The 14,740-nt window shown below is 33.6% G+C and carries 12 protein-coding genes; 8 read left to right on the top strand and 4 right to left on the bottom strand.

Annotation, left to right across the window (positions count from 1 at the left end):
* Positions 1 to 320: 320 nt before the first annotated feature.
* Positions 321 to 1,229: a 23S rRNA (adenine(1618)-N(6))-methyltransferase RlmF gene (gene rlmF, locus GQS07_RS10210; protein WP_158210708.1), complete on the bottom strand. Its 909-nt coding sequence runs from the start codon at positions 1,227 to 1,229 to the stop codon at positions 321 to 323.
* Positions 1,230 to 1,457: 228 nt separating this feature from the next.
* Between rlmF and GQS07_RS10215 the strand changes: the two genes are divergently transcribed.
* From GQS07_RS10215 to GQS07_RS10225, 3 genes are read left to right on the top strand one after another with little or no spacing between them, the layout of a single operon-like run.
* Complete coding sequence (locus GQS07_RS10215; protein WP_158210709.1) at positions 1,458 to 2,144, top strand: hypothetical protein; 687 nt, start codon at positions 1,458 to 1,460, stop codon at positions 2,142 to 2,144.
* Between the two features lie 44 nt (positions 2,145 to 2,188).
* Complete coding sequence (locus GQS07_RS10220) at positions 2,189 to 2,722, top strand: lipocalin family protein (RefSeq protein WP_158210710.1); 534 nt, start codon at positions 2,189 to 2,191, stop codon at positions 2,720 to 2,722.
* Between the two features lie 17 nt (positions 2,723 to 2,739).
* A complete protein-coding gene (locus GQS07_RS10225) occupies positions 2,740 to 3,231 on the top strand; it encodes a DUF6985 domain-containing protein (RefSeq protein WP_158210711.1) in 492 nt (163 codons plus the stop codon).
* Between the two features lie 43 nt (positions 3,232 to 3,274).
* Here GQS07_RS10225 and GQS07_RS10230 read toward each other — a convergent pair whose 3' ends face one another.
* Positions 3,275 to 3,775 (bottom strand): hypothetical protein, encoded by a 501-nt coding sequence (locus GQS07_RS10230; RefSeq protein ID WP_158210712.1) that lies wholly within the window; start codon positions 3,773 to 3,775, stop codon positions 3,275 to 3,277.
* A 248-nt stretch (positions 3,776 to 4,023) separates the two neighbouring features.
* Here GQS07_RS10230 and GQS07_RS10235 point away from each other — a divergent pair, with 248 nt between their 5' ends.
* The 3 genes from GQS07_RS10235 (at position 4,024) to aqpZ (ending at position 6,112) form a co-directional block, all read left to right on the top strand.
* Positions 4,024 to 4,566 carry a TPM domain-containing protein gene (locus tag GQS07_RS10235; protein WP_158210713.1) on the top strand — a complete coding sequence of 181 codons (543 nt, stop codon included), beginning with the start codon at positions 4,024 to 4,026 and terminating at the stop codon, positions 4,564 to 4,566.
* 117 nt (positions 4,567 to 4,683) lie between these two features.
* Complete coding sequence (locus GQS07_RS10240; protein ID WP_158210714.1) at positions 4,684 to 5,058, top strand: nuclear transport factor 2 family protein; 375 nt, start codon at positions 4,684 to 4,686, stop codon at positions 5,056 to 5,058.
* Between the two features lie 355 nt (positions 5,059 to 5,413).
* Entirely contained in the window at positions 5,414 to 6,112 is a 699-nt protein-coding gene (gene aqpZ / locus GQS07_RS10245) for an aquaporin Z (RefSeq protein ID WP_158210715.1), read from the top strand.
* Between the two features lie 109 nt (positions 6,113 to 6,221).
* Here the strand turns inward: aqpZ and GQS07_RS10250 are convergent, their stop codons facing one another.
* Positions 6,222 to 6,800, bottom strand: coding sequence for an LPXTG cell wall anchor domain-containing protein (locus GQS07_RS10250; protein ID WP_158210716.1), 579 nt, complete (start codon positions 6,798 to 6,800; stop codon positions 6,222 to 6,224).
* Positions 6,801 to 7,454: 654 nt separating this feature from the next.
* On the opposite strand from GQS07_RS10250, the gene GQS07_RS10255 reads away from it, so the two are divergent.
* Positions 7,455 to 9,383: a DUF262 domain-containing protein gene (locus GQS07_RS10255; protein WP_158210717.1), complete on the top strand. Its 1,929-nt coding sequence runs from the start codon at positions 7,455 to 7,457 to the stop codon at positions 9,381 to 9,383.
* Positions 9,384 to 9,550: 167 nt separating this feature from the next.
* Positions 9,551 to 12,751, top strand: a complete 3,201-nt coding sequence (locus tag GQS07_RS10260) for a TonB-dependent receptor (protein ID WP_158210718.1) — start codon at positions 9,551 to 9,553, stop codon at positions 12,749 to 12,751.
* A 116-nt stretch (positions 12,752 to 12,867) separates the two neighbouring features.
* Here the strand turns inward: GQS07_RS10260 and GQS07_RS10265 are convergent, their stop codons facing one another.
* Positions 12,868 to 14,535 (bottom strand): ADP-ribosylglycohydrolase family protein, encoded by a 1,668-nt coding sequence (locus GQS07_RS10265; protein ID WP_233269266.1) that lies wholly within the window; start codon positions 14,533 to 14,535, stop codon positions 12,868 to 12,870.
* Between the last annotated feature and the right edge of the window lie 205 nt (positions 14,536 to 14,740).

The following is a 14,740-nucleotide window of genomic DNA, read 5'->3' on the forward strand; positions in this document are numbered from 1 at the left end:
CTGTGAGATTCTCACAGCTTTTTGTTTGAATAAAGGCGCTGTATAGCGTCTTTTTTTTGTTCTTACTTAGCGATGTTCTGTGTATTAGCTTGTGATGTAAGGAGAATTGATAGGTTTAAGATTTAGCAAGAATGAAGCTACTTAGCTTGCTGTAGAGTACTGTTGAAGAATGTATAAAAACAAAGCGTAATGAGCATATAACATTAGATGTATATTATTGTCATTGGCTTCACGTTTACACGTGCGATAAAAGGTGTTATATGCTGATATAATAAACCATAAAAAAAGCTCATTTGAACTAACAAATGAGCTTTTATATTTTAGTATTTCCAAGCCAAGATACGGCTAACTTTATTTCCTTGTTCCATTGTAATTACGCGAACCTCTTTAGCTTCTGCCTTTTTCAATAGATTTTGCAATGGTTTTAAGTGATCTTTATTAGACACCAATGTTGTAAACCAAACAGCTTGTCGTTTAAAATGTTTACTCTCGTAAATGTAGTTTGTTATAAACGCTTTTTCACCACCGTCACACCATAATTCATTGTTTTGTCCGCTGAAGTTCTGAACAGGTCGCCCGATAACTTCTTTACCAATATTTTTTAGTTTCTGAGTAGTCTTAGCCATAACCTCTTCACGCGATTTAAAGAACGGAGGGTTACAAATTACCACATCAAAGTACTCTTTCTCTTGAATAATGTTTTTCAAGATGTTGCGTTTGCTCGGTTGGAAGCGAATGTTTACGCTTTTTTTCAAATGAGGATTGTTGTCTATAATATGCAAAGCAGTATCAATCGACTGTTTCTCAGATTCAGAAGCTACGAATTGCCAGCCATATTCAGCTACTCCAATAATTGGGTAAATAGCATTAGCACCAATTCCTAAGTCTAAAATCTTCACTGCTTTTCCGGTCGGAATCTGCATATTATTCCCTTCTGCCAACAGATCAGCGATATAGTGAATATAGTCAGCACGCCCTGGAATAGGGGGACATAGGTTTGTTTTAGGCATATCCCAAAACTTTATCTTGTAATCCTTCATTAAGATTGCTTTGTTTAACAAGCGCACTGCCTCCGGATTAGCAAAATCAATAGTATCAACCCCTGACGGGTTTTTAATAACGAAAGCCTCTAATTCAGGAACATAGCTTTTTAGCTTGTCAAAGTTGTAAAGCTCTTGGTGTTTATTTCGTTCGTGTAATTTCTTTTTAGTTGCCTTTGCGTCTCTCATTATTTTACTATTTGCTGCAAAATTAGACTATTTCTGTGGTTTTTCTATGGTAATTCTGCAAAGATAGAGCAGTTGTTTTTTGTACGTACATCGACATTTGTTTTACTCGTTACAGTTCACTCATCATAGATCACTTCTTACGTATCACATTTTTAAAATAAAAATAAGCGATGATAGTCTGTTTTTAGGCTAAGATTATATATTTGCAATTAATCAAAAGGAAAAACAATGCTTGAAATAACGCTATATCCCACTTATTCAGAAGTATTTGCTACGAGTGAATTAGAGGGAGTTTTTTATCCCTTGTGTACAATCACCACTGCGTCAAATGAGCAGTTGCACTTTGTATCTCACAACGGAATGTGGATTGATGAGGAGGTGGATTCACAAGAAAATAACAGACAGTTTACCCGATTTTCCCTACAAGATGGCAAGTACGTATTTGCTGGTAAAACTACTGTTTATAAGGGATATGAAGTAGCAAAGCAAGTGTATCCGATTATTGCATCCGACTTTACTGCTAATGGCATTACGTATTTAAACAGCAAGAAGAAAACAGGAGATTACATAGATGAAATATTGCCGAAGTTGTGTGATATAAACGTTGGGGACTTTGATGTAGATTATTACCTGCAAACGTTTTACGAGTATTCTATCAATAAAGCAGACTATCAACGCAGTGGGAAGTTTGGTCGTTTTAGACAAGTCATTGACGGTTGGGGTAAGGCAGATGAAAGCGATTATGTGTACACAGATTTAGAAGGACTTGACACGCATTGTGATGCTATGGCAAGTGGTCAGTTTGAAGCCATTGGTTACACAATAGGGGGTGAGTTTTTTACAGATGGTAACGACAATTTTTTGTATTACGACAAACAGAACAATGGCGTGTTACTTGTAAACCACTACGGATAAAACGTTAAATAAGAATAGATCAGTTCATTTGACAATTAGACATTATGAGAAAAGTACATTTAAGGTTATTATTAGTTTTTAGTGCAGTTATATTGTTTTTTAGTTCGTGTCAACAAAAAGCAGAGCAAGCCCAAGCAATTGAAAACTTTGAGGTTAAGCGTTATTTGGGAAATTGGTATGAAATAGCTCGCTTTGACTTTAAGTTTGAAAAAGACTTGAATAATACAACGGCGAGTTATAGTTTAAATGAAGATGGATCAATACGCGTTGTAAATAAGGGATATAATCCTTTTACAGAAGAGTGGAAAGTAGCAGAAGGAAAGGCAAAGTTTGTTAGAGAAGAAAACATTGGACAATTAAAAGTGTCTTTTTTTGGTCCTTTTTACTCAGGTTACAACATTTTAGCGTTGGATGAGAACTATCAGTTTGCATTGATAGGAGGGAAAGACTTAGATTATTTATGGATTTTATCACGTGCAAAGACAATGCCTGATGCAATCAAAGAAGAATATCTCAAAATAGCTGAACGTGCGGGGTATGATACAAGTAGATTATTGTGGATTGAACACAACAAATAAGAAAACATAATTTGAAGATGGTAGAACATACATATTTTAAGACAATAGAACAAGATTGGGCTGGGTATTCAGCATCTGTTTTGTTTTCACACCCAAGCTTTTCAGAAGAAGTAACCGTGTTTTTAGGTCCAGCATACGACGATGAAGGAGAAGAAGTAGATTCGCCACCAACAGAAGCTGAATTGACTGAAATGGCTCAAACACATCAGTTGTTTATTGCAAACATAGATCTGTATTTAAAAGCGATACAAGAGAGAGCATACGAGTATTATTGTGCTTATTATGCTCATTATTATGAAGACGAGGCAGAATCAGGAGAAGCCCCTTTAGGAATTGATGCGGTAGAAAAACACAATCCATATATCAAAGAATTGTTGCATATCCGCTTTTTAGCAGGAGGAGTTATCATATTGCTTATAAGATATGCTTTAGATAATGAACACGGCTTAGAGTTTAGATTCACAAATGGAGAAATCACCGATGTAGGAGGAATAGATGATACATATTAATACAAAAGAGAGGAACCTGCGTTCCTCTCTTTTTTTATTTAGTTTACTCAACGCTAACGTCATTATCCTCTGACTTCTGTTTCCCATATTTGAAAAACTCTCCGTACGTAAGTTCAATTTTCCCCAGTTTTTTATACTCTTTTTTCTTTAGTACGCCTAAGTATAGCTCGTCATCATCAAAACGTTCAAGTCTACAAATCAAGTAATCCTTGTCTAATTTCTTTTTGATGTTTTTGATGATGTAAGGAATAGCCTCTTCTTTTGTGATTTTTTCCTTTCGAATTGCTGTAATTACTTTTTTGTGTAGTTTTTTAGGGTCAATATCCAATGCCTTTCCTCTGCAATCAAGACGTTTCATAATAAAGTTTAAGATGTCAATATCCAAGTGTTGGCTGTTTTTATCTACCTTTAAAATGATGTTTTGTGCCAATAAGAAATCTATGAAAGAGCAGTCTTCAATAGTTTCTCTCGTATCAGATAAAATGGCTGTGTACTCCAGTGGCGACAAGAAAGAGTGGAGTACTTGTAGATTGGCTTTTTTCATAATTGAATGTGGTTTTTTAGTTTTATAACATAGTGGTTGTAAGGCTATATCAAAGAAACATAGGTACAAGTTACAAAAAAAAGTGAGTTAATGTGTTAATTAACAATGGTTTGTGTTATAAAAGAAAAGAGAGATTGGTTGTAATTTACTTTTGATAAGTGCAAAGTGCTTAAAAACAGTAGATTAAATTATAAATAACTAAATTGTTATTTATAATAGTTGTAAGTTAGCATATAAAATCACCATTAATGGCAAAGAAATATCTATTATTTATGCTGTTAGCAAGTCTATCCTTTAACAGTTGTAAGCAAGTCGGGGATAAACAAGCAACAAATATTGCAGTAGCTCAACAAAATAACTTTCCTAAATCTTTAGGGAGTGTTAGTGATTATACAAATGTACTGACACTTGAGCAAGCAAAGGAAATAGAGCAGTATATTGCTGCTTTTGAGCAGCAAACATCTAACGAGATAGTGATTGCTTTATTGGAATCAGTACCAATAGAGCGTGACTTTAAGAGATATTGTATTGAATTGAGTAATACTTGGGAAGTAGGTAAGCCAGGGAAACACAATGGTGTTACTATCATTGTTGATTTAAAAAATAAACGAGCAGCTATTCATACAGGTGATGAAATTAACAAGGTGTTTACTGACGATAAATGTGCCAATATTCTTAGAGATATTGCTTTTCCAAACTTTAAACAACAACAGTATTACGAGGGGATAATGGGCAGTTTAATTGCACTTATAGACATTTGGAATATGGACGAATACGAACACGATTTGTAAAAGACAGAGGCTACATATAGGGATGAAATATGTAGATTTGGATGTTAAAAACGTTGAATAATTGGCTAAATGGAGTAATACTTCGTAACTTTAAAGGTAACTGAAAACAGATGAGTTATGGAGATTACAGAACAAGATATAAAGGAGTTAGAAGAGAAATTAGCCCAAGCAATTAAAAGTCGCGATTTAAGTGAATTGAATCAGTTTATACACGATGATTTTCTGTTTATTGCACCTAATGGCTTGACAATAACTAAAGAAATGGAATTATCCTCACACCGTTCAGGTACTATGATTGTAGATGAATTGGAAGTTACCTTTAAAGATATTAATATAGTTGGAGACTGTGCTATTGTGATGAGTGTTTATCAAACAAAAGGTCGCTTTATGGATATGCCAATAGAAGGGATGTTTAAATATATTCGTACCTGGAAAAAAACATTAGATGGTTTAAAAGTTATTTCTGGTAGTTGTGTACGATTAGAGTCATAAGTATAATAATATAGAAAGTAAAAAAGGTATTTCTCAAAAAGGAATACCTTTTTTATTTACTACAAATAGTAAGAAATATTTGGCAATTAGTAAGTTGAAATAGGAATATAAAGAGGAGCTAATAAATAAAAAACACAATGGAAATGACGTTTTGAGAATAAAAAGAACTATGCCTTCAAACTTTTAGGTTTTGTTTATTAAGTAATAAAATGCTGAAAACGAGTAATAAATACTAAAAGGTGCTTGTTATTGTCTTAAAACTATTAATAATATAGATTAAAAAGTCAAAAGTTAAACATAGTGACTAAATGCGAATTAAGGGCTCTTAATAGTGTATAATATTTTTAAAAACGCTATGAAAAATTATTTTGCAGAGTTCTTTGGAACATTTTGGTTAGTATTTGGTGGATGTGGTAGTGCTTTATTCGCTGCTGGATTACCAGGAGTAGGAATAGGTTATGCTGGAGTAGCATTAGCCTTTGGTTTAACTGTATTAACGATGGCCTATGCAGTTGGTCATATCTCAGGAGGACACTTCAACCCTGCTGTCTCAATCGGACTTTACGCAGGAGGACGTTTCTCTCCGAAAGATTTATTTGGTTATATTGGATCACAAGTATTAGGAGGAGTCGCTGCAGCTTCTGTTCTTTACGTTATTTACAAAGGAGTAGATGCTAATGTTATAGATAATACTATGCCAGGGGCTTTTGCAGCAAATGGCTATGGTCATCTTTCTCCACACGGGTATGATGCATTGTCAGCATTTGTAGCTGAGTTTGTTTTAACAGCTTTTTTCCTAATTATCATTATGGGGGCAACGGATGAGAAAGCTAATAATAAGTTTGGGGGAATTGCTATTGGTTTAGCATTAACGTTAATTCACTTAATTTCTATTCCGATTACGAACACGTCAGTTAACCCAGCACGTTCAATCTCACAAGCATTATTTGTAGGAGGAGATTATATATCACAATTGTGGTTGTTTATTTTAGCACCAGTTGCTGGAGCTATTGTAGGAGCTTTAATCTATTCAAAATTATTAAAAAGAGATTAATTGAGTTAGTAAGTTTATTAATCATAAAAAAAGACAGACATTATTCAATGTCTGTCTTTTTTGTATAAGGTATTTTGTTATGTTCAAAAGTGTCATTTAACAGTTTATATTAAACTGTTTTTTTGTGTTTGTTGATTTCGTCTTGTAATTGACGACGAATTTTTTGTTCACGTTCAAGAGATGATTTTCTCAGGTCTTCTAATTCTTGTTCTGTTTCTGCTAACCTTAAATTTGCCTCACGAGTAACCGCGTGACTCTTTTTAAATCTAAAAACAAAGAAAGCCAAAGCTAAAATTAGTATCCCGATAATAGTCCAAACAATAGAAGTAAATGTCGATTTTTGCGTTGACATTCCTAAAACTTGGAAGCTATTCTCACGTTCTAACGCAACAGCTAAATCAGCTTGTGCAGTTTCCAATTTATTAGACATCGAGATTAATGAGTCAGTTTGTGCTTGAGTTGCAGCTGAATGATTGTCAATTACTGATTGTAACTTGTTCATTGCATTATTTACATTAGTTTGTAATTGTTGCAATTTAACCTTAGGAACAATTTTATACGTTTGGTAATTGTTTGATTCATTTACAAGTGTTGTAAACTGACTATCAATAGAGTTTGTTTGATCTTGAGCAAGACAAATTGTATTAAAAGTTAGTAAGGAAACGGCCAGCATGATTGTTTTTCTCATTTAAATGTGTTTTAATCTTTTATTATACAAATGCTTATTTAAGGTTCATATTTATATATCACTATCTATTACGCACAAATAGTGATAAAATTGTGTAACTACTTAAAGTTGTTTCAAATCTAAAAGAGAAATAATATTTAATTAAGTAGCTTTTATCCTTGTAAAAAAGGCGAAATAAGGAGATGCAATATATAAAATGTTTAGCTGATTATAAAGATGTTTGCTATACAATATGTGATTATGAAGTTTTTGTTTAATAAACTATTCATAGTCATAAAATTATAGAGAAAAAGGGGGCTCTTTTACTAAGTGAAAGTTGAAAAAGAAATAGTCAAATTGTACAGATATATTATTTTATAAGTGTATAAATGACGATTTGTAGTGTTTATACAAGGTATTTAAGTTCTAAAAGCAATAGTACAAATGATTGTTAAATCGTAATTGTTTATCGCTAAGCAAGTACTTATTAATAACAATAAAATTATTTAAAAATTGATAGTTTACAGTTAACGCATTATACATTTTAACTACTTAGTCTTACATTTCATTTTTCCCTTGAATAGTCTTATTTTTACTCCCCCTTACAGCAGTCAACCCTATGAAGTATCATAGTTAGAGGTACTATTGTAAGTAAGAGGATTAAAGATAGTTAATATGAATATAGTAACATTTGAAGAGGTTTTTAGAGAGAGAGTATTCCGTATTCCCGATTACCAACGTGGGTATTCGTGGACTAAGAAGGAGTTAGAGGAGTTGTGGAACGACCTTTCTAACACCCATCAATTGAGAAACGCTTTTCACTTTACTGGTATTCTGACATTAACCGATTTTACTGCAAACGACAAAGAGAGTATTCGCAAAGAGGGATTTACTTTGAGAGGCGACAAGTTGTATGTAAACAACAAGGCGTATGATGGAGTAAATCTTGTTGATGGACAACAGCGTTTAACGACTTTGTTGATTCTCTTGTCTGAGTTAGCAGTTGTCTTAGAAGATGGCCCAATGAAACAAGCGTTAATTGGTACTTATTTCAAAGTGCGTGAAAACAATAGTAACCGATATATTTTCGGATACCACGTTGACGTACCCTCACACAACTATTTGATTCGTGAAATCTTCAATGATGAGGCCTATATGCGTGAGGAAACAGAAACGCTGTACACGCACAACCTAACCCTTGCTAAGACGTATTTTGCTCAGAAAGTAGCAAATTTCCCACAACAAGAAATTGTGCTGTGGATAGAGAAAATAACCAAGCATTTATTGTTTTCAATTCTAAATTTAAGCGAGTCTAAAGAGCGTCCATTAGACGTGTCGATGGTCTTTGAAACGTTGAACTTTAGAGGAAAACAATTGTCGAGTTTAGAGCGATTAAAAAACCGTGTGTTGTACATTGTGTCTAAACAATTGACTACCAAAGGTACGATTGACAGAAGTAGAAAAAAAGTAAACCAATCGTGGCTGGAGGTCTATAAATGGTTGGGAAGAAACCCTGAGCAAGCAATGGATGATGACGCATTCTTAAAGGCGTTTTGGTTGTTGTACTTCTCTCGTACTTCTATGGTATCTACCGATTTTAAATCGTACCAGAAACACCTATTTACCCAAGACTTCCATTTAGAGAAGGAGTTAGGCGATACGAATTACGCCGAATACAGTGAGCTTACCGAATGGTTAGAAAGTATGCGAAAGGCAGTAGTACTGTGGTATTTTATCAATAATCCGTTTGCCGTAGATGGTGATGAGGATTTCAAGTACATTGTCAGTGAAAAGATTCAACGTAGCATACAACGATTAAACAATTTTCCGCGTGGATATGGTAAGTATATGTTGAATCTGGTATTAGCAATTTTAATGCACGATTTACCAGAAAAAGAGAAGGCTACAGAAATAGAAATAGCTCAGAAAATAGCTACGATTGAGAGGTTGTTATTTGCCATTGAGCGTCACAATATTATGTGTTTTTTGTTACAAGGAAACAACTCCAACCTAAACCAAGAAGACGTGTTTAGAGATGTGAACAACTACTATCTACGAGGACGTGCACACGACAATACCTATCTTTTAGAGACATTGATGGAGTCGCGTGTAGAACACTTTAAGTGGCGTGAAGTTAGCAAGCACATTCAAAAAGGAGAAGGCTTTAAAAGCTGGACAGGCTTAGAGTATTTTTTAAAATCGTTGGAAGAGTATAAAGGAACGCTGTTGAGCAGTGGAGAGCCGCGTATTAACCTGGTTTATCCGTCTGAAGATTACTATATGGAGCGAAGTACGTATAAAGATATCAATAGTCAACAGAAATTAAACAGAAATAAGTACACTTACTCAGTGGGGAATATGTTCTTATCGTACAACAAGCAAGAAGCGAATACTTTTGTAAATGTTCAAAATAAAGTGCGCAATGCCATAAAACACGAGTACCGATTGACAAGTTCGGAGTTAGACTTGCTGAATTATCAGGAGTGGACCAAGGCAACGATAGAAGATAGAGGGCGTCAGATGTTTATGGATTTTATTGCTTATTGGGAGTTGCCAGCAATTTTAGATACCGAGATGAATAAGTTGTTGTTGAATGAGGTTTAGTTTGTTAGAAATTACGGTTATATGTTGTTTGTTTAAAACAAATAGGTTACAGTAAAGACATATTGGTTTACTTAACAAAATATAAGCATAATCTATTGTTAATAATGAGGTAATCTGTTGAGAGTAGTTTTGAGGTAGTTTATAATATTAATCAAAACTATAACAGCATGAGAAAAAAATTACGAGTGATTACAATGGCTTGTACCTTACTCTTTGGAGTACAAGTACTATCGCAAACTACTCAAGCATCTATTCAAGGAATTGTTATCGAAAACAATGCCGTTCAAATAGGTACTGAAGTACTTATTAGGAATACTTCTACTGGTTTTACAACAAGAACCAAAACAAATAACAGTGGGGAGTTTGTGTTTAAAGAAATTCCATTAGGTGGGCCATATATAATAGTGGTGAGTGATTCTGATAAAAATGAATTTAAAAAATCTGGTTATTATGTAAATCAAGGTGATAATATATTTGTTGATTTATTTTTAGGATTAGAAGAAAACAAATTAGAAGAGATCTTGATTAATGGGGTTAGTTTAAAAAACAGAAAAGAAACCTTAGGAGCATCAACAGCTTTTTCTGCAAGTACTATTAAAAACTTACCTATTAATGGACGTAACTTTTCTAATTTAACTGATTTATCACCTTTGTCTAATGGTGCCTCTATAGGAGGTCAGTTAGGATCTTCTATTGATTTTACAATAGATGGTACAACAGCAAAAAATCCAACTTCAGGAGGTTCAACTACAAGTAGAAGTGGAGCACCTTATTCTATATCGATGGAGGCAGTTCGTGAGTTTCAGGTCGTAACAAATCAATATGATGTTACCTTGGGACGCAGTGGAGGAGGAACAGTAAGTGCAGTAACAAAATCTGGTACCAACGAAATGGCAGGATCAATGTTTTCTTACATGCGTTCAGATTGGTTATCAAGTCCTTATGATGTTAATGGTAATAAGAGAGGAGATGCGGATTATGCTACTTATCAGTACGGAGTTTCTTTAGGAGGACCAATTATTAAAGATAAACTTCACTATTTTATTGCTTGGGATCATCAATTAGATGCGCGTTCGTTATTCATTGCGGATATCAGAGGACCTCAGGATGAAGAACGATATGGTGTTACCAGAGAAACATTGGACAATTTTGTAAATATAGCAAGAAGTAAATATGGAGTTTCAAATAAGCCTCAGTATGGAGCTTTTAATAAGCGAAGAAACTCAGATGCTGCCTTTTTACGCTTGGATTGGCAAATAAATGAGAATAATTTATTGACGATTAGAAACAATTTTACAAGTGATAGGAATCCGCTTGGACTTGCAGATAATACGCAAATTAATTTATATGAATCATATGCAAATGATAAAAGTTTAGACAATAGCTTATTGGCAACTTTGCGAACAAATATTAATCCTAAACTAACGAATGAATTAAAACTACAATATTTGTATACTTTTCAAGATAGTTACCCTGGAGACGATTTACCAAGCTGGAATATTCCTCGAGCAATAGTAGAAAATGTAACGTCTAACATAGGCAATGGTGTGCGTTCTGCTAATATTCAAATAGGAGGTCATAGGTTTGCACAAGAGAAGTTTACCAATAATGTTTTTCAATTAGTAAATAACTTGTATTATACGACGGATAAAATTAATTACACTTTTGGGGTTGACTTAATGCAAACTAATGCAAAGTCTATTTATGGTAGTGAGGTTAATGGACGTTTTCACTTTAATACAGATCCGAGTATTGAAGCTACATCAATAGATAATTTTACCAATTTACGGCCATATCGTTTTTATAGAGAAGTTCCTTTAGTGGATGATTTGGCTGTAAGGGGTAATATTTTTAATATTGGACTTTATGGTCAGATGCAAACTTATCTTGCAGCAGGTTTAGATATTACTGTTGGTTTGCGAATGGACTATGCGAGTTATCCAAAGGCTAAGTTTAATCAAACAGTATATGATGAATTAGGATTAAAAACGGATAATAGTTTTAATTCTTTAATTATACAACCACGTGTTCAGTTTAATTGGAATATCAATGAAGCTAATACAGATATTGTAAGACTTGGTGGAGGAATTTTTGGTTCTGATATTAATAATTATGTACTGATTAATAATTTGACTTTTGATGGAAGTAAGTTGGCTACTGTTGATGTTATGGGTGATGCATTGCCTATAGTTAATTTCAACGACTACAGAAGGGATAAGAATAGTATTCCTGTACTTCCAGAGCACCAATTGAGTACTATTAATTTTACAGGAAAGAATGCGAAAGTACCAGTGGTTTATAAAGCTAATATATCTTATACGCACTTTTTCAGTAATAAGTTTAGAGTAGGAGTAACAGGTTATATGAACTTAGGACGAAATAACTATTTCTACAAGGATAGAAATATGGTAGATACACCCTATTTTACTTTGAAAAATGAAGGAAATAGAGGAGTGTATGTGCCAAGTACTTCTATTTTAGCAAATGGAGCATCTGATTGGAAGGCAGGTCGTAAAACAGATAAGTTAGGAAGAGTTTTGGAATTAGTGAGTGAAGGTAAGGTTAACAACTATGCTTTAGTTTTTGATTCAAGTTTTAATTATTACAAAGATGGAGAAATATCTGTAAGCTATACTTGGAACTCAACAAAAGACAATACTTCTTATAATGGAAATGTGGCTAACTCTGCTACTTTAGGACTTCCTGTAGTTGATGATCCAAGAGACTTGAATAGAATGTCTTATTCAAATAATCAATTTAGACACAAAGTAGTTGTCTATGGAAATGTCCCAAGTTTCTATGGTGTAAATGTAGGAGTTAGATTTTCGGGTATTGGAGGAACAAGATATAGCTTATTATCTGGGGGAAATACGAATGGAGATTTTGTGAGTGTTTCTAATGACTTAGCATATGTGTTTGATATTAATAGTGCAGATACTCCTGAATATATCAAAAATGGTTTACAAGCAATTTTAGATAATCCCAATGTAAGCAATAGTTTAAAAAGATATATTAAAAGTAGTTATGGTTCTGTAGCTGACAGAAATGGTGGGGAAAATGGGTTTTATGGTGTTTTTGATTTAAGAGTATCAAAAGCGTTTAAAATTAAAGGTAAGCATAAATTTGAGTTATCTGCTGATATCTTTAATGTTGCGAATTTATTAAATAAGGATTGGGGAATAAATAAGTCTATGAGAACACAGTCTTTATATGCATTAGGAAATCCAAAAACGGATACACAGGCTGCACTACCTGGTTTTGATAGTGCTTTAGAACAGTTCAATTACAGAGTAAATACAAAGGGGACGCCTGTCAAGTCAGGTAATCCATATCAAATACAAGTAGGGTTAAAGTATACTTTTAATTAAAAATAAAAACAAAAAGCAAAGAGGATGAACTTTTAAGACATCCTCTTTTGTTTTCAAATACCTCCTTTTAAAAGGGCGTATTTTGGTAAAACTATATAAGCTTGTTTAAGAAAGAATTAAACAAAATCTAAGATAGCTTCAATATTTTCGTGTTGATAAAACTCTAAGTTATTTAGAATATAGTAATCTCCATTTGGTACAAGTTCTCTATAATAACCATAAATATCAAAATCATAGTTATCTTTAGCAATAGGATGGCTAAAATCTTCCCCAAAATAAATGAATTGGAAAGAGGGTGAATACGCATCAAAGTCTATATAACCATATTTGACACCATAAGCAAAGGCAAGATGCGTATAAATATCTATCCAATAGTTATGAAAATCGTCTGATTCGGGGTCTAAGAAATCTCTATTTTTATAATCATCAATATAACTCGGAACTTTACCTTGTAACTTACATACAATTTCGATTAATTGTTCCTCTGTATACTTGCCAATAGGGTCAAAGGTCGCATCAACATATCCATTTTCAAATTCAAGTTCAAGGTTTTCGGCTAATTCAACCACTTTGTTTACTCTTTTTAATGGAGCTAACCAATGTTGCGGAATTGTTTGATAACCATAAATAATAGCTGCTAAACCACCCGTTACAGCAGCATTTGTATCCGTGTCATTTCCATAAGAAATAGCCTTTATAACAGCATCTTCATACGAAGAAGTAGTTAATAAACAATAGATAGCAATTTCCAATGTACCTAATACATATCCTTTAGCATTAAATGTAGAAGCATCCGCTTGTGTGATGTCTCCTTTAAACAAATTAGCATAAAGCTCATCGTTTAAAATATGAGGAGGAAGTGTTTTTAGCAATTGATTCCAAGCAACAGTAACATCCTTTCGATCATTTAAAAGTGAAGCAAACCACAAGTAGATAAAACAACAATCTACCGATATTTTATGAGCGTGAGTAAGACCACTAAACTCAGAAACAAGTTGGTATTTATCTTTATCTTTTGTCTGTCTAAAAGGAAATAATAAAGGAAGAATACGCATAAGCGAACCATTGCCATTATCTTTTTCAGAAGCCATTCCACACGTAGTAGGATCATTGCTTAGAGAGAAATTATGAATAGCAGCAGAACAAGTATTTCCAATATCAAATGTTTCTCCATCTGCAGTCCAATATCCCGAATCGGCCCACATTGTAAACAACTGCATCAAATCTTTTAAATCAGTCTTTCCTTTCGCTAAATATTCAGCCAAACAAAAAGTCATAGACGAATCATCTGTAAACGTACCCACAGGTTTATGCCAGGCACCAAATGCTGTTAATCTATCAGGATCACTCGCGTAATTTGAACGAACTTCATTCAAGTCGATTGAGGTCGGTTTAAAGAACTCAACAGGAGCACCCATTGCATCAGCAACAGCAACACCTAACAAGATATCCTTACCTAAATGTGATAACTTTAAGTCTTTAGGTGCCTTTTCAGATGTCTTTAAGTGATATGGACACAAGTGTAAATATCCGACAAGAATAGAGTCACAAGAAATCTGGTATTTATCAATAATATCAGGAATATTTTCTGCCCCTACACTTCCCATACGTGTGTATTGTACTTTATTTCCATTAGGCATTGTTAATGCATTTAAGTATAGACGATTATGAGCTACAGAAGCGGTAGGAATTGGGTTTGTAACATCCCATCCAAACTCTCCAATTCCTTCTGGAATACTATCTTGATTAGTTGGGTTCTTGCTTAAAATAGGTTTCGTTGCCATAATATTAGAATTTAAAATGAATGATTGTATTTTTTGTTGTAGTCAGCTCTATGTATTTAAAGAATAAATCACTGCCTATTGAACACTACAAAGTAAAGGGGAGTGTAGGAAGTTTAATTTCCTATTTGTGAGTTTTGTTGGTTTGGAGAATTTATATAGAAATAATGCCCTAAAAGTTAAATACTTTTAGGGCATTATTGAATTT

This window comes from Myroides phaeus, from assembly GCF_009799805.1.
GTDB lineage: Bacteria > Bacteroidota > Bacteroidia > Flavobacteriales > Flavobacteriaceae > Flavobacterium > Flavobacterium phaeum_A.